At 54.5% G+C, this 16,292-nt stretch carries 17 protein-coding genes; 11 read left to right on the top strand and 6 right to left on the bottom strand.

Annotated elements, in window-relative coordinates; genetic code table 11:
* Positions 1 to 561 precede the first annotated feature (561 nt).
* The 4 genes from ABWV33_RS19305 (at position 562) to modC (ending at position 4,105) form a co-directional block, all read left to right on the top strand.
* Complete coding sequence (locus ABWV33_RS19305) at positions 562 to 1,464, top strand: hypothetical protein (protein WP_353333089.1); 903 nt, start codon at positions 562 to 564, stop codon at positions 1,462 to 1,464.
* Between the two features lie 81 nt (positions 1,465 to 1,545).
* Positions 1,546 to 2,325 (top strand): molybdate ABC transporter substrate-binding protein, encoded by a 780-nt coding sequence (gene modA / locus ABWV33_RS19300; protein ID WP_353333087.1) that lies wholly within the window; start codon positions 1,546 to 1,548, stop codon positions 2,323 to 2,325.
* On the top strand, positions 2,325 to 3,020 hold the full coding sequence (gene modB / locus ABWV33_RS19295; protein WP_353333098.1) for a molybdate ABC transporter permease subunit: 696 nt from the start codon (positions 2,325 to 2,327) through the stop codon (positions 3,018 to 3,020). The genes modA and modB overlap by 1 nt, the downstream gene beginning before the upstream one ends.
* A complete protein-coding gene (modC, locus tag ABWV33_RS19290) occupies positions 3,017 to 4,105 on the top strand; it encodes a molybdenum ABC transporter ATP-binding protein (RefSeq protein WP_353333085.1) in 1,089 nt (362 codons plus the stop codon). The genes modB and modC overlap by 4 nt, the downstream gene beginning before the upstream one ends.
* A gap of 75 nt (positions 4,106 to 4,180) precedes the next feature.
* On the opposite strand, the gene ABWV33_RS19285 is transcribed toward modC, so the two are convergent.
* Entirely contained in the window at positions 4,181 to 4,438 is a 258-nt protein-coding gene (locus tag ABWV33_RS19285) for a DUF2312 domain-containing protein (RefSeq protein ID WP_113822659.1), read from the bottom strand.
* Between the two features lie 167 nt (positions 4,439 to 4,605).
* Between ABWV33_RS19285 and ABWV33_RS19280 the strand changes: the two genes are divergently transcribed.
* On the top strand, positions 4,606 to 4,824 hold the full coding sequence (locus ABWV33_RS19280; RefSeq protein ID WP_113822658.1) for a hypothetical protein: 219 nt from the start codon (positions 4,606 to 4,608) through the stop codon (positions 4,822 to 4,824).
* A gap of 8 nt (positions 4,825 to 4,832) precedes the next feature.
* On the opposite strand, the gene ABWV33_RS19275 is transcribed toward ABWV33_RS19280, so the two are convergent.
* On the bottom strand, positions 4,833 to 5,048 hold the full coding sequence (locus tag ABWV33_RS19275) for a hypothetical protein (RefSeq protein WP_113822676.1): 216 nt from the start codon (positions 5,046 to 5,048) through the stop codon (positions 4,833 to 4,835).
* Positions 5,049 to 5,328: 280 nt separating this feature from the next.
* Between ABWV33_RS19275 and ABWV33_RS19270 the strand changes: the two genes are divergently transcribed.
* The 4 genes from ABWV33_RS19270 to ABWV33_RS19255 are packed head-to-tail and all read left to right on the top strand — an operon-like array spanning position 5,329 to position 7,532.
* Positions 5,329 to 6,192 (top strand): MBL fold metallo-hydrolase, encoded by an 864-nt coding sequence (locus ABWV33_RS19270; protein WP_353333082.1) that lies wholly within the window; start codon positions 5,329 to 5,331, stop codon positions 6,190 to 6,192.
* A gap of 39 nt (positions 6,193 to 6,231) precedes the next feature.
* On the top strand, positions 6,232 to 6,660 hold the full coding sequence (locus tag ABWV33_RS19265) for a YeeE/YedE family protein (protein ID WP_353333080.1): 429 nt from the start codon (positions 6,232 to 6,234) through the stop codon (positions 6,658 to 6,660).
* Positions 6,660 to 7,091: a DUF6691 family protein gene (locus tag ABWV33_RS19260; protein ID WP_353333078.1), complete on the top strand. Its 432-nt coding sequence runs from the start codon at positions 6,660 to 6,662 to the stop codon at positions 7,089 to 7,091. The genes ABWV33_RS19265 and ABWV33_RS19260 overlap by 1 nt, the downstream gene beginning before the upstream one ends.
* A gap of 9 nt (positions 7,092 to 7,100) precedes the next feature.
* Positions 7,101 to 7,532: a protein tyrosine phosphatase family protein gene (locus tag ABWV33_RS19255; RefSeq protein WP_113822654.1), complete on the top strand. Its 432-nt coding sequence runs from the start codon at positions 7,101 to 7,103 to the stop codon at positions 7,530 to 7,532.
* A 62-nt stretch (positions 7,533 to 7,594) separates the two neighbouring features.
* Here ABWV33_RS19255 and ABWV33_RS19250 read toward each other — a convergent pair whose 3' ends face one another.
* From ABWV33_RS19250 to ABWV33_RS19235, 4 genes are all read right to left on the bottom strand, one after another.
* Positions 7,595 to 8,752, bottom strand: coding sequence for a FliM/FliN family flagellar motor C-terminal domain-containing protein (locus ABWV33_RS19250; RefSeq protein WP_353333076.1), 1,158 nt, complete (start codon positions 8,750 to 8,752; stop codon positions 7,595 to 7,597).
* 82 nt (positions 8,753 to 8,834) lie between these two features.
* Positions 8,835 to 11,510, bottom strand: coding sequence for an ATP-binding protein (locus ABWV33_RS19245; RefSeq protein ID WP_353333074.1), 2,676 nt, complete (start codon positions 11,508 to 11,510; stop codon positions 8,835 to 8,837).
* Positions 11,511 to 11,808: 298 nt separating this feature from the next.
* On the bottom strand, positions 11,809 to 12,189 hold the full coding sequence (locus ABWV33_RS19240; RefSeq protein ID WP_113822650.1) for a response regulator transcription factor: 381 nt from the start codon (positions 12,187 to 12,189) through the stop codon (positions 11,809 to 11,811).
* 86 nt (positions 12,190 to 12,275) lie between these two features.
* Positions 12,276 to 13,574 (bottom strand): helix-turn-helix domain-containing protein, encoded by a 1,299-nt coding sequence (locus tag ABWV33_RS19235; RefSeq protein ID WP_353333072.1) that lies wholly within the window; start codon positions 13,572 to 13,574, stop codon positions 12,276 to 12,278.
* 230 nt (positions 13,575 to 13,804) lie between these two features.
* Between ABWV33_RS19235 and ABWV33_RS19230 the strand changes: the two genes are divergently transcribed.
* Both ABWV33_RS19230 and ABWV33_RS19225 read left to right on the top strand, forming a co-directional pair.
* Positions 13,805 to 15,151, top strand: a complete 1,347-nt coding sequence (locus ABWV33_RS19230; protein WP_121999349.1) for a substrate-binding protein — start codon at positions 13,805 to 13,807, stop codon at positions 15,149 to 15,151.
* Between the two features lie 109 nt (positions 15,152 to 15,260).
* A complete protein-coding gene (locus ABWV33_RS19225) occupies positions 15,261 to 16,292 on the top strand; it encodes a branched-chain amino acid ABC transporter permease (protein ID WP_121999348.1) in 1,032 nt (343 codons plus the stop codon).

Genomic DNA, 16,292 nt, shown 5'->3' with positions numbered 1-16,292 from the left:
ATCAATAGCGGCCAGCTTAAATGTGTGAACTGACCTCGGTATCGGCTTGTATGCAGCAGGTTTAATATTTTCGGTAGGCGCTGTGATATTCGAAAAAACAGCGCCTCCACATTGATCCCGACTAAAGGTGATGTCTTGACGCCAACTATGAAAACGTCGAACGCCTTAGTTGAAATAGGTGTTTCGAAACTCTAAAAGCTCTGCCACCACCGGTTCGTTGACTCACCAAGTCACCAACCAAATGTGCTTACAAAACCCTGAAAAGCCGCAGGCAAATCAGCCGTCCGATCACAGCCAGCGCCTTTCAACCTTCACTATCACTGGCCAGCAGGGAAAACCCAAGTCAGCAAACAGTCAATCAACTGCAACATTACCTTTGGTGGGTCCATAGTACTGGACACTGAGGAAATTCGGCCTCGGATGGGGAAATCCACCGCTCAACGTATTTGTGCAACAATGCCCGATGAGCAACAGACCCTGCCTCACTGCACAGAAGTTTATGTGCGACCCGGAAGCCGTTTGACGGGCGGTTGGCAAAACTGTACTCCGTAGAACAGAAACTTGATTACAAAGGCAATTCAAACCGCCATGCAGCTGATTTTCCACACTGGCGCACATGCGACTGACGAGGACCGGCTGCTCAAGGTCCTGCTGACAAACAAAGAAGGCTTTGCGCAACGGGGCATCGCCGTGCCTGGTCCCGGCAAGTACAGGCCATTGCTTAAGGACACCTTTAGCGCGCTTGAAGCTTCGCCCCCGTCATCAGATGCACGTGACGTTCTGCTGGACGCCATCTTGGATGAAGAGGTCGCAGATCGGATCCTGATGACCCATCAGCATTTTTTTGGCACGCAATGGTCTGCCATTCGAGATGGTGTATTTTATCCGCTTGCCGGTCCTCGGGTCGCCCAACTCAAGCAAGTGTTCGAATACGATCAGGTCGAAATCTTTATGTCGATCCGCAACCCCGCGACCTTTGTTCCGGCGGTTCTGGCAAAAACGGCACCAAAGCGGCAACAACAGGTGTTAGATGAGATCGATTTCCTCTCTTTGCGTTGGTCGGATATGGTCCAGCGTATTCGCGATGCCGCTCCGGATGTGCCGCTAACCATTTGGTGTAACGAGGATACGCCCTTGATTTGGGCGCAGATCATTCGCGATCTCGCTGGTCTGGATCATGGCACCAAATTCACCGGTGGTTTTTCATTGCTGTCCGAGATCATGTCCAAAGAAGGCATGAAAAGGTTTCGCGCCTACCTACATCAATACCCCGAGATGACAGAGATGCAGAAGCGGCGCGTCATTGCGGCCTTTCTTGACAAATATGCCATTGAAGACGCCGTCGAAGAAGAGCTGGACCTGCCGGGGTGGACCGAAGAGCTGGTCGACCAGCTGACGGAACTCTATGACGAAGATGTTTTTGCCATTCAGCGTATCCCAGGCGTCCAATTTATCGAGCCCTGAATTGGAACGGCGGCACGCGTATAAAACTCACCCCCGCCGGTCTGGCCTATCTTGTGCTACCGATGTGCAAGGAGGGTCGCGTTGAAGTTTCGAAAACTCTTAAAGCTCTTTCAAATCTTCTCCTGTGCTATCCTCTTTGGTGGTCAGAGCGCTCTCGCACAACAGCCTGTCGTCGTTTTTGCGGCAGCCAGCCTTAAGACCGCCCTTGATGAGATAGCGCTCCAATACCAAGAACAGAGCACGCACAGCATTCACATCTCTTATGCCGGAAGCTCTGCATTAGCGCGACAAATCCAATATGGTGCCCCTGCGGAATTGTTCATTTCGGCCAATACGGCTTGGATGGACACGCTGGAGAAAAACGGCCTGATCGAAGAGGGAAGCCGTGTTGATTTATTGCGCAATCGGTTGGCGCTGGTTGGTTCAGTCACTGCGCCCGAGCCCTTTGATATCACAACCGACCTGAAAACAAAGCTAGGCACTGAACGGCTGGCTCTGGCCTTGGTGGATGCAGTCCCCGCTGGCATTTACGCAAAGGCCGCTCTGCAATCTCTGGGGATGTGGGATTCGATTAAAACCCAGATCGCACAAACCGACAACGTGCGCGCCGCTTTGCGTCTTGTCGCGATTGGAGAGGCCCCACTGGGGATCGTATATGACACAGATCACCGCGCTGATGACCAAGTTAAAGTACTGTATCTCTTTACGAAAAGCAGCCATCCTCCGATACTCTACCCTGCTGCATTGATCTCTGATCAAGCCACAGACGCAGGCCGCGCTTTTCTGCAATATCTACAAGGCCCAGACAGCACAGCCGTCTTTCAAGCCCACGGTTTCATTACGGTCGGGGATGAACAATGATGGACGGGTTCGGCCCAGAAGAATGGCAAGCCGTTCTTCTCTCACTCAAGGTTTCGATCTGGGCCGTAGTTCTAAGCCTGCCCTTAGCTGTTTTTGTCGCTTATGCGTTGGCCCGGTGGCAATTTCGCGGCCATCAACTGCTAAATGGGCTGGTGCACCTCCCACTGATTTTACCCCCGGTTGTTACTGGCTATTTGCTGTTGCTCACCTTTGGGCGACGCGGTGCAATTGGCAGTTGGCTGGAGGAAACCTTTGGCCTGGTGTTGGCATTTCGCTGGACTGGCGCGGTTTTGGCCGCTGCGATTATGGCGTTCCCCCTAACGGTTCGGGCAATCCGACTGGCCATCGAAGCAGTGGATCCAAAGTTGGAAGAAGCCGCTGGAACCCTTGGAGCATCGCGTCTTTGGGTCTTTGCAACGATCACCCTGCCATTGATCTTGCCCGGCTTGATCGCAGGCGTTGTGCTCGGGTTTGCAAAAGCGATGGGAGAATTCGGAGCAACCATCACTTTTGTGTCCAACATTCCCGGTCAGACCCAAACACTGCCCTCCGCAATCTATACCTTCCTGCAGGTTCCCGGCGGAGAAACGGCCGCCCTCAGGCTGGTCATCCTGTCCGTTGCCATCGCGATGAGCGCGCTGGTGGTATCCGAAATTCTGGCTAGACGTGCCGCGCGACGGATATCTGGCAGATGAGTCTTTCTCTAGAAATAACCCACCAAATGCCCGATTTTTCACTGTCGGTCAGCTTTGAAGTGCCGCCAGGGATAACCGCTCTGTTCGGCCCGTCTGGCTCTGGAAAGACGACCGTGATCAATGCAGTTTCCGGTCTGCTCAAGCCCGATGCGGGCAGAATTATTCTGGCCGGTGAACCGATTTTTGATACCTCCCTTCGCATCAACCTGCCGCCGCACAAACGGCGCCTCGGGTACGTGTTTCAAGATGGCAGACTCTTCCCTCATCTCAATGTTGAGAAGAACCTGCTTTATGGGCAGCGCTTTGCCCCACAGGATGAACCAGGGCCAAGCCTTGAATCTGTGTCTGAATTACTTGGCATCAGTTCACTGCTCCAACGCGCTCCGGGCGGTTTATCCGGTGGGGAAAAACAGCGGGTTGCGATTGGACGAGCTTTGCTTTCACGTCCTAGAATGCTGCTGATGGATGAACCATTGGCGGCTCTTGATGAGCCGCGCAAAGAAGAGATCCTGCCCTATCTGGAGCGTTTGCGCGATCAGACCGAAATCCCGATCCTGTATGTCAGCCATTCCGTCGCCGAAGTCGCCCGGCTTGCGACCTCTGTTGTGCTTCTCGACAAGGGATCTGTCCTTCGATCCGGTCCTGCGGAACAAGTTCTGTCCGACCCAACCACTGTTCGCCAGCTTGGACTGCGGCAAGCCGGTTCCGTGCTCTCAGCAGCCATTACCGCGCATCACGCAGATGGCCTGACCGAGCTCACGGTTTCGGGCGGTACATTGTTCCTGCCCAAGATGGATCGCCCCGTTGGCGCCAAAACCCGTGTTCGTATTCTGGCACAAGATATCATCGTCGCAGGGTCCCTGCCCCGCGATCTGTCTGCTCTCAACATTCTCCCTGCCGAAGTGACCACAGTGCAGCCAGGTTCGGGACCGGGTGTCGTCATTCAAATGCGATCCGGGTCTGACCATCTGTTGGCCCGCATCACTCGACGATCCGCGGAAAAGATGCGCTTGAAACCGGGGGCACACGTGTTTGCAGTGATCAAAGCTGTCTCTGTGGCCCGAACCGATATCGGCACACGATAACGCAAAAGGCAGCCCGAAAAGAGCTGCCCATCTCAGTGTGAAAACATACGGACCGTGTGACCCGCCTGCACGGAATTACATTCCAAGCGCTTCTTTGTACATTTCCAGAACCGCTTCTTCTTCGGCGATATCATCTTTGTCACGCTTGCGCAGAGCAATAACCTTGCGGATGACCTTGGTGTCATATCCGCGCGCCTTGGCCTCGGCCATGACTTCTTTTTGCTGTTCGGCAAGGTCCTTCTTTTCAGCATCCAGCCGCTCGATCCGCTCTATGAACTGGCGCAGTTCACCAGCTGTTACGCGGTAATTGGCATCGGCCTGGGACTCTTCCATCTCTGTACTCCGTCAGTATGCTAAATGAGGCGACCTGCGGGATACATCGGCCCAGCCTCTGCCGCAAGCATCCATTACACGGATCGTGAAACCTGCAAGGCTCCGCTTGCGCAGCATCCCTTGATCCGGTAACGCGACAGCCATGTAATTAGAACCGGTGGACCATTATGTTTGATCTCATCATCTGGGGCGGTGCAGCCCTGTCTCTTGCCGGTCTTGTTGGATTGATCTGGTGTATCTTCCGCGTCAACGCCGCCCGTAAGGCTGGTCTTACGGACGACGAATTACGCGCTGCGGTTCAGGCTGTGTTGCCTTGGAACCTTGGGTCGCTCTTTCTTTCGATTCTTGGTCTCATGATGGTCATCCTCGGCATTTCGCTGGGATAACCAACATTTTAGACCGGCATATTGTCAAACCGCGCTTCGACAGCTTCTTCGGCTAATACCGAATCCAGATGACGCAAATGCTGCGGGATCTCTGCGCCTTCTGCTCTGAGCCGATCAACAACCAAGCTCAACCTAGGTTGCAACTGCAATCGTAGGTCTAGGTCAGCACCGTCCAATTTCTGTTCGAGTTGCTCAGCTTCTTTCAGCAAGTCCTTTAGTGTCATCATATTCCTCATTCCTCCCCTATCCTAAGAGCCTGCCAAAAACAGGTAACAACCGTAAGAAGAATCCCTGCACCTTTTGAGAAAGAGCCGCGATTCTCAGGAAATCGCCGCTTTTGTTGGCACATGGCGATCTCTTTGGTAAAAACGGTGTCACATTTCTATGATAAATGCCTTGACCCGTATCAATGTCTGCGCGGTTAAAAACGGGATGCAGGTCAAAACCATTGCATCACATTCTGAATTCACTATATGATGTTCACATGACCAATCGGAGAAACACATGACACCCTTTGTAAAAGCCTTCTTCGACGAGGCCACCTTTACGGTGTCCTATCTGGTGCGAGACCCAAAAGGCAGCGCCTGCGCCATAATCGACAGCGTTTTGGATTTTGATCACGCGTCAGGACGTACCGATACGACCTCGGCCGACAAAATCATTCAGTTTGTCAAAGACAACGACTTGGCGGTTGATTGGATCCTCGAAAGCCATGTTCACGCTGACCACCTTTCTGCGGCCCCCTACTTACAAGAGGCTCTTGGAGGAAAGATTGGGATCGGTTCCAACATCACCATGGTTCAGGACACCTTTGGAAAGGTCTTCAACGAAGGCACTGAATTCCAACGGGATGGCAGCCAATTTGATGCGCTGTTTGAACAGGGTGACAGCTTTCACATCGGACAGTTGCGTGGTGATGTCATGCATACCCCGGGGCACACGCCTGCCTGTATGACCTACGTCATCGGCGATGCAGCATTTGTCGGCGATACGCTTTTCATGCCCGACTTTGGCACCGCGCGATGCGATTTCCCGGGTGGCTCATCGGAAATGCTTTTCCAATCAATCCAAAGCATCCTGGCACTACCCGACGAGACACGGATTTTTGTTGGTCATGACTACAAGGCACCGGGACGCGACGAATTTGCTTGGGAAACCACAGTTGGGGAACAAAAAGCCCTAAACGTGCACATCGGTAAGGGGCGCCCTATCGAAGACTTCGTGGAAATGCGCGATGCGCGCGATGCGACCTTGGCCATGCCGCGGCTGATCCTGCCTTCTTTGCAAGTCAATATGCGCGCGGGGCAAATGCCAGAACCAGATGCTGATGGGGACGTTTTTTTGAAGATCCCGATCAACAAAATCTAACGCTCAAGATAAATCGCGCGAACACAAAGGAATACACACATGGAATCAGATTGGATCTGGGGCCTGGTCGGCGGCGCGCTGATCGGGACTGGCGGGGCCATTTACCTGTTGGGCAACGGGCGCATCATGGGGGCCAGCGGCATTCTAGGTGGGCTGGTTGATGGTACGGGGCGGTCCACGATGGTGGAGCGTATCGTCTTTGTCCTGGCCGTTATTTTGACGCCACTGCTGCTCATGCCGTTGTATGCTGTTGAAATCAGCACACACATTACCCCTAATCTGGCCGTTGTGACTGCAGCGGGTTTGTTGGTCGGAACAGGGACGCGCATCGCGAATGGGTGTACCTCTGGTCACGGGGTTTGTGGTATTTCGCGTCTCTCGTTGCGAGGGATCGTGGCGACTGTTTTCTATATTCTCGCAGGGGGCATCACGCTCGTTTTGTTCCGTCACATCTTGGGGGTCATTTGATGCGTATTTTTATTGCATTGCTTGCCGGTGCCTTCTTTGGGGCGGGCCTGTTCGTCTCGGGCATGACAGACACCACCAAAGTCCAAGGGTGGCTGGATGTGTTCGGCAATTGGGACCCCACACTGGCCTTTGTTATGGGCGGGGCCATCATTCCAATGTTCATCGCATGGCGCTTGACCCCCAATCGCAAACCTCTGGCCGGAGGGGATTTCCCGTCGCTACCCCGCCCTGAACTGGATCACCGCCTGATTGTCGGGTCAATTTTGTTTGGCATAGGATGGGGGTTGGCGGGCCTGTGTCCGGGACCGGCAATAGCCTCTCTAAGCTATGGTGGGACCTCAGGTATCGTTTTTCTGGTCGCTATGATTGTCGGTATGGGCGCAGCACCTCAACTCGGTGTAAAACTGGACAGGCTGGCAGGCACAGCGTAAGGAAACTCCATGGATATTCGACCCATCACCTCCCGCTACGCTGTCTCGCCGCAAATCTCGGTTGAAGACGTGCCCGCCATCGTCGACGCAGGCTTTTGCAAAGTTATTTGCAACCGTCCGAATTCGGAAGTCCCGCCCAGTCACCAGGCAGATGTCATCGCTGAAGCTGTCCGTGCAGCAGGCCTGGAATTCGAAGTTCTGGAGCTGACCCACCAGACAATGACACCGGACAATGTGTCTCGGCAGCGCGCGCTGTCAGAGTGTGACGCAGGCCCGGTTCTTGCCTATTGCGCATCGGGAACACGCTGTTCGGTCATTTGGGCGCTTGGTCAATGCGAAGTGTCCGATCCTGACGCCATTTTGTCCCAAACAAGCGCCGCTGGTTATCAGCTTGAAGGGTTGCGCCCAACGTTGGCTGAACTCTGCAATTCAGTTAAATAGGCGCAGACGGCGCGGATTAATCTTCTAACCTGCGCCGCTGCAAACCGCTCATTTTCCAACGCTTAGGAAGATGGTGACATCTGAGGAAATGCGTCTTCCTCTTCACCCAGCCCCGCCAACTGCGAAATTTCCACGGCGGCAAGGTCAGAATTCATATCAAACAGAGGTTGTTCCTGCCCTACCGAGGCAGGCTGCGGTACTGCCTCACTATCAGGCGCCGTCACAAAATCCGTATGGTCTATAACATCTGGATGGGTCAGATTATCTACCCCTTGAGTGGAAAGTGCGTCTTTCTCACTTGCTGCGCCATGTGCCTGGAACCCCGCATCATAGGGTTCAACAACCACATCTGACTCCTTGGTCTCGTTCAATCGCACAGCACGCACACCGCGGCATTGCCCCAATCGCGCCAATGCAATCTGTTTGCCATCAATCGTCAAAATTTCAGTGCGGTCCAGTTTGTTCCCGATCAATGGCAACACATCCCCTGGCTTCATGTCCGCAAAGGCAGATAAGGGCAAACGAACCCGTGAGATGACTGCCTGCAGATCGGCACGCATCACACCGAATGACTGATCCAGTCGCAAGCCGGCCTCTGCGCCATCGCTCTCTTCCATATCCTCAACAAGATCGGGGATATCAGGCAATATCAACGTAATCTGTCCCTGCGCCTTACCACCTGCGATTTCAATGGTCAGATCAAACGTTCGATAGTCATCCGCTTCCATCGCCAATAGCAGTGTGCGCGAATCTTCGACCCGCGAGCAAAACTCATAACCGGTCAGGCACCGTCGGTCTGTCAGCGTTTCGCACTGATCAGCAGCACGCGGGAGTATAGTATCAATGAGCGGAGCAACCATCGCAGCATCGGTACCGGTAAAGGCACGCTCACTTGGCGCACCTTCAAAGACCTGTCCCATGGTTTGCTGTTGAATAATCGCAGTCAGGCAAGCCCGGTCAACACAGGCTGCGCCCATGCGATCCTCAGGGCCCAACAGCAGCAGATATAATCGATCTTCGGCCACACCTGCAGCAAGCGTTTCCGCAGAGCGGCGCGCCTGCGTTGCGCCGATAACGGACATCGCAAGATCGAAAGTATCGTCAGCAGCACGCGCCAGTGACAAACGCAACGCCCGAAGGATGGATCGTTTACTGTCCTGCCCGTCATCCTGTGCCAACGCAACCTTACGCGCTAGAATTGAAAGAGTGTCCGCATCCATTTTTGAGCGACCTTATTTCTGGTCTCGTTTTGGACTCTGGTTTAGCGCACTGGAGGTTACGGAACCCTTTACACTTTTCGATTTACATCGCGGCCCGTTCTTCTTTGGGCAGGCGGACCCGAAAAGCCGCGCCTTCCTTGCCGGACAAATAACTCACATCGCCTCCGAGACGTTGCATGATCTCTTTACAAATTGCCAAACCCAGCCCTGCGCCCCCTGCTTTTTCCGCAGAAACACGTGCAAATTTCTCAAAAATCATAGACTGCGCGTCGCTTGGGATACCGCTGCCGTTGTCGACAAAATCAACCATGACCTGCCCCCACACATCATGCACGGTAATGGTCAGTTCGGGATCTGGTGCGTCACAGTATTTCTGGGCATTCGCAATCAGGTTGATGAACACTTGCCCCAACCGATCCAAATCCGAATACAAGACGATACGTTCGTTTGAAAAATGTCGTTTCACGATCAGCGGATTGCTCCACCCAGCAAGAGCGGTTGAAACAGACCGTTCCAGAACATCGCCCAAATCGCCACGCGCCCTATTCAAATTGACCTGTCCGCTCTCCAAAACACTCAAGTCCAGCAAATCATCCAAAAGTCGTGTCAGTCGCAGCGCCTCATCGTGAATAATCGTTGAATACCGAACCTGCTCTTCGAGCCCTAACCCCTCGGTATCGCGCAGGATCTCTGAAAACGCCCGGATCGAGGTCATCGGCGTGCGTAACTCATGGCTCACCTGACTGAGAAAGGCATCTTTTTGCAACGAGATTTGAGTCAGTTTGGTATTGGCTTCTCTGAGCTTAAGCGCGGTCTGGCTTAGCTCGGATGACTTGGCTTCAAGTCGGCTTGAATATTCCAAAAGCTGCGCAGATTCATCAGCCACCGCCAACAAATCTTCAACAGAAACAGAGGATCCCCCGACGATTTGCCCAATCATAGCATGGGCTGCTGCGGCGCCAACGGACCCCCCCAACTCACGCTCCAACCGTTCCAGAAAAACAGGCGTCGGTTCCGGCAGCCCGCCGCGCCCCCCTTGTTCGACCGTCTGCGCACGGAAAAATTCCTGCGCTTCGCGCGCGCCCAAAATGCGCTGGGACATAATCATCAGATCTTCGCTCTGCGCCGCAGATCCGCTCCACCCGCGTGGGCCCGCTGAGTGTTCAAAGACGTTGACGAATTGGGCCCCTTGCAGTCGTTCCAGAGGGCGTGGAAAACTCAGCACAGAGGCGATACAGAAGGCTGCCATATTCAGGGATAACGACCACATGACCGCATGGACCATCGGATCCAATCCAGCAATGTCGAACAGGGCCTGCGGGCGCAGCCATCCCCAGCCAAACGGCCCATGATCCAGCACCGATTGCGGCATGACTTCGCCACCTATCCCGGGCAAAAGCAACGTATATACCCACAAAACAAAGCCAACCGTTAATCCCGCCAACGCGCCTATCCGCGTTGCCCCGCGCCAAAACAAACCGCCAACAAGCGCAGGCAGGATTTGCGCGATCCCGGCAAATGCAATCAATCCGATCGACGCCAGAGCCGCCCCGCCACCAGACAAACGGTAATAGAAATAGCCAAGCGCCATGATGACTGCGATTGAAACCCGGCGCGCATACAACACAACAGATCGCACATCCCCGGAAACCACCGCACCGCGCCCCTTGGAACTCAGCCAAATGGGGATAACGATATGGTTAGACACCATGGTCGACAAAGCCATAGCCGCCACAATCACCATGGACGTCGCTGACGAAAAGCCGCCAAGAAACGAGAGCATTGCCAACCCGTCCTGGCCTTGGCTTAGCGGGACCGTCAGTACGAATAGATCCGGGTTCGCGCCTTTGGGCAACAGATCAAGCCCCACCACTGCGATCGGGACAACAAACAGGCTCATCAACAACAGATAGAGCGGGAACGCCCAAGCCGCAGTGCGCAGATGCCGTTCATCGTCATTCTCAACAACCATGACTTGAAACATGCGCGGTAGACAGACAAAAGCCGCCGCCGAAAGGAACGTGATGGTCGCCCAGCGCCCTCTATCCACCTGCCATTGACCAATCTCTGAAGCATCAATCCGGTCCAGCGTTGGGCCGACACCGCCCGCGACGCCCCAAACCACAAAGATGCCAACAGCAAGCAAGGCAACCAGCTTTACCACGGCTTCCAATGCAACGGCGGTCACGACACCATGATGCCGCTCGTTCGCATCCAAGTTGCGCGTCCCAAACAGAATGGCGAAAACCGCAAGCCCCGCAGCCACCCAGAAAACGCTGGCCCCCTCGTAATAGTGACTGCCAGGATCGGCTTCGGCGAAAATCGAGAAGGAAAGCGTAATGGATTGCAATTGCAGCGCGATATAGGGTGTCACCCCGATCACGGCCAAGATTGTCACACAGATCGCCAGAGTGTTCGACTTACCATAGCGTGAAGAAATCAAATCCGCGATTGACGTTACGCGCTGGCTACGCCCGATCCGAACAAGTTTACGTAACCCCCACCACCAACCAATCATAACCAGCGTCGGGCCAAGGTAAATCGTCACAAATTCTAACCCTGACCGAGCCGCATACCCAACAGCCCCGTAAAAGGTCCACGCCGTGCAATAGATGGACAGAGACAGCGTATAAATCAGCGGGGATCGCAACCAGGTACTGCGCCCGGCCGCTGCCAGCCGATCGGCCGCAAACGCCACTCCAAACAGCAAAACAACGTACCCAAGGCATACAAGGATCAGAACATTTAGTGATGCCATCAGTTGCGCTCTGTTCCTTGCGGATCACCACCGGACCAGCGCCGCGCCGCTATTCCGAACAGCACACTGATCACAATTAAGCCCGCCCAGACCCCAAAAACATATCGAATTGCAACTGAGGTTGGCACGCTTTCAGGTGCCCCAACCGAGGGCCACAGCAGGGGCACAGCAAATAACGCTGCGCCCAAAATTGGGAGCAATCTTGCGGCATCCATCAAGCGACGACGCCGATAACTCTGACGTTCAAGAAAAACGGGCGGTGGTGACACCGGCGTAGGTTCGGGATCGGGGCTCTGGCTCACAATTGAGTGGCCTGTGCATGCAAATCACGCACGGCAGTCAAAACTTCAGCATTCGAGAATGGCTTGGTCATGAACCTGCTCACACCGGCTTTTTCTGCCATTTCACGATCCCGGGATTGACCGCGCGCGGTTAACATCAATACCGGGAGCTTTTCCATGCCTTCAAGTTCGCGCAGCTCACGCAGTATTTCCATGCCGCTCTTGCCAGGTAGCATCAGGTCCAGAATAACCAAATCCGGGTTTTCATTAGAAATCACCTCGACCGCATCGCTACCGTCCGCATGCGTCACGACCTGCCACCCATCTCGGGTTAACAGGAAACGGATCGCCTCGGTTATGTTCGGCTCGTCTTCGATCAGTAGAACACGACGGTTCATTCCTGCCCTTTCCTCCCCCAAGAAAGACAATCGGCGTAAAGCCGCTGCCTTTATTCTATCAGATTAAACGTGGTGTCATGGAACTGTCAAAACCCTTCGCTCAGGATTGAAGGCTCTCGACGTGCACCGCATATGTCCCGGGGGCAAATCCGACAGCTACTGCCCACAAGTTGCGCGTCTGATTGACCTGTTTCTGCGCTCGCAACTGGTAATATTAACATGATTGACCGGTATACCGGATCCCGATCAAATTCAGGCATGTCTTGCGGCCAAGCCACCGCAAGGCAGTCAAACTCGGCAGCGGTTCTACCCAATTGCGCCACGCGGCGTCGAATCGGAACCAAGGGCCGGCTCAAAGCCGTAAACAATGGCCAAAGGGGACAGGCTTCTCCATGTCGCGGCAAAGCAAACCCGACCAACGGCTTCCGAAACAGGATGCTGCCTGAGGCATCACAAACCACCAATCCCACTTCGTAAGACAAGATCTCTGGTGGCAGGCTCGCCAACCGCCGAAACACCGACGGCAGATCCGTGCGAAAAACCCGTGACAGGGCAATCGGGTCCATCCCGTGCTTGCTGAGGGCTTTCTGAATGTCCGCGATAGGCATGACTTTCGCATCCACCGCATATTGCGACAGCAGATCCTGGCCAATTTTGCGGGCTGCCCCCTGCGTCAGACCCAGTGTCATTGCCTCTGGAACGGGCGCGCCGGTTTCCAGTGCCTCAAAGTGATACCCATTGGCAGCGACAAAGGCCTCAACCTCCTCGAGCGGGACACCCCGGCGTTCTTCGCTGGTTTCACTTTCATCCAGATAGTTCACCAGCGCCTTGGAACTTTCGGCCAACCGTTCCGCATCTTGGTCAAGGTTGCGATGAAACCGATCCCTCCACTCGGCCTCCAATTCCCCCGGTTCGGCAAGGATGGAGGAGGTTGATCGGATCGAGGCCGCGGTTGAAAGAACCTCGTGCAAGGACGCCGCCAAATGCGGATCGTGGGTCAGGCGATCTGACAGGGTTTCCACGGTTCTCTCTAACGAAGCGACACGGCGGTGCTCTTTGGCCAGAACTTCGGCCCAACCGGGGAACCGGCCTGCAAACTCGTCTACACGGCTGACTTCTGCAGCGACGGCCCCGGCATCAACCGCGGCTTCGCGAAGCGTGGCAATCAACGCCGCCTCTGCACCTTCGGTCAACATTGATGGCTCGACGCCAAGCACAGCGGCGATATCGACAAGTAGTTTCCCGCCGATTCTGCGCCTGTTGTGCTCGATTAGGTTGAGATAGGATGCAGAAATTCCCACATCTCTCGCGAGATCTGACTGCCGTAGCCCCGCAATCAACCTCCGCTCTCGAATTCGGCTCCCTGTCAGCGTGTCACGCGACATACTGGTCCCCTTGTTGATAATTGCGCCTTTTCAAGGGCTTTCTGCACCGCAACATAAACCCCTTTACACATAGCAGTATCTGATTGTGTATTTATTTACAAAATTATTGTTCATTTCAATGGGCTTATTGCCTAATTTTACAACCCGCACCCATACTTGATTTGCACAGATGTGCTTGCGCCGAGCGGAAGAGGAGCCGTGACGCGCCAATCACGAAATGGGAGGACTGAATGTCTAATTCTAATGTCACACGCCGTGGCGTATTGAAAACTGGTACCATGGTCGGTGCCGGTGTCGCGCTACCAACAATTTTCACCGCATCGTCAGCAGCCGCTTACACAAACGAACCCACAGGCAGCTCTGTCACACTGGGCTTTAACGTACCCCAGACCGGTCCCTATGCGGACGAAGGCGCCGACGAACTGCGCGCCTATGAACTCGCTGTTGAACACCTGAATGGTGGTGGCGACGGCGGCATGATGAACACGTTCAGCTCCAAAGCGTTGCAAGGCAACGGCATCTTGGGCAAGAAGGTTGAATTCGTCACCGGCGACACGCAAACCAAATCTGACGCCGCACGCGCTTCAGCAAAATCAATGATCGAAAAAGATGGCGCGGTGATGATCACCGGTGGCTCGTCTTCGGGTGTTGCGATTGCTGTTCAGGGTCTGTGCCAAGAAGCTGGCGTGATCTTTATGGCGGGTCTGACCCACTCTAACGACACCACGGGTAAAGACAAAAAGGCCAACGGCTTCCGTCACTTCTTTAACGGATACATGTCAGGCGCAGCTTTGGCGCCGGTTCTCAAGAACCTCTATGGCACCGACCGGAACGCCTATCACCTGACGGCCGACTACACATGGGGTTGGACGCAGGAAGAGTCGATCGCAGCCGCGACCGAAGCTCTGGGCTGGAACACAGTGAACAAAGTGCGCACGCCTCTGGCCGCGACTGACTTCTCGTCCTATATCGCACCGGTTCTGAACTCAGGTGCAGACGTTCTGGTTCTGAACCACTACGGCGGCAACATGGTGAACTCGCTGACCAACGCGGTTCAGTTTGGCCTGCGTGAGAAAATCGTGAACGGTAAGCAGTTCGAAATCGTTGTTCCACTGTACTCGCGCCTGATGGCCAAGGGTGCAGGCGAAAACGTTAAGGGCATCCACGGTTCGACAAACTGGCACTGGTCCCTGCAGGACGAAGCATCCAAAGCGTTTGTGAAATCCTTTGGTACCAAGTACGGCTTCCCACCCAGCCAGGCGGCACATACAGTGTATTGCCAGACACTGCTCTATGCAGATGCAGCCGAGCGCGCAGGCACCTTTAACCCTTGCGGTATCGTAGAGGCGTTGGAAGGCTATGAATTCGACGGTCTGGGCAACGGCAAGACGCTTTATCGCGCCGAAGATCACCAGTGCTTCAAAGACGTGTTGGTTGTGCGCGGGAAAGAAAACCCGACCTCCGAGTTCGATCTGTTGGAAGTTGTCGAAGTGACACCTGCTGCTCAGGTAACCTACGCAGCCGATCACCCGATGTTTGCTGGTGGCCAGTTGGGCACCTGTAACTCAGGCTCGTAAATCAAACAGTGTCGGGGGTCTTTAGTACCCCCGATTACGCATTCCCAAAGCGTCACCTCGGCAGTTCCGCCAAGGTGCGTGGACGTACCCGGAACTAAGGTGGGGACCCATGGACGCAATCCTATTGCAAATTTTGAACGGGCTCGACAAGGGCTCTGCCTATGCGCTGATCGCGCTCGGCCTGACACTCATTTTCGGTACGCTCGGCGTGGTGAACTTTGCCCACGGGGCCTTGTTCATGATTGGAGCGTTCTGCTCGGTCACTGTCCAGCGTATCCTGACCCTCAGCTTTGAGACTGTTGATGAATCCCAGAAAGATTTTCTGGGCAATCCACTCAAGGTGAAAACGCCATATGTTGAGTCCTGGTTTGGCCCCGAGACGGGGGCGGCCATAATAGACTGGTCAGTTCCGATAGCGATTCTGTTTGCGATCCCGGTGATGCTTGCCGTTGGATACATCATGGAACGCGGATTGATTAAGCACTTCTACAAGCGTCCCCACGCGGATCAGATCCTCGTAACCTTTGGTTTGGCCATTGTTTTGCAAGAGGTTGTAAAGTATTTTTATGGCGCAAACCCAATCCCCACGGGCGCGCCTGATGTGTTCAAAGGCAGCTTTGATTTCGGCGTCATGCTTGGTTTTGAGGCCAACGCGATCATCTACCCCTACTGGCGTCTTGTGTACTTCGGCTTTGCGGCTCTCATCATCGGTGGCGTCTTTTCTTTCTTGCAGTTCACCACCTTTGGCATGGTTGTCCGTGCCGGTATGGCAGACCGCGAAACCGTGGGTCTGTTGGGTATCAACATCGACCGTCGGTTCACCATCATGTTCGGCATCGCCGCAGCAGTAGCCGGTTTGGCAGGTGTAATGTACGCCCCGATCAACTCACCCAACTATCACATGGGCATGGATTTTCTGGTCCTGAGTTTCGTGGTTGTGGTTGTCGGAGGTATGGGCTCCCTTCCCGGTGCTGTGCTTGCCGGTTTCCTTCTTGGTATTCTCGAAAGCTTTGCTTCTATGAACGAGGTTAAATCCCTCATCCCCGGTATTGACCAGATCATCATCTACCTGGTTGCAATTCTCATTCTGCTCACCCGGCCACGTGGCTTGATGGGTCGCAAAGGCGTGATGGAGGAATAA

Source organism: Phaeobacter sp. NW0010-22, assembly GCF_040365955.1.
Classification (GTDB): Bacteria; Pseudomonadota; Alphaproteobacteria; order Rhodobacterales; family Rhodobacteraceae; genus OMPR01.
The sequence above is the reverse complement of the archived record's forward strand: the minus strand, read 5'-3'. Positions and strand labels throughout refer to the sequence as shown.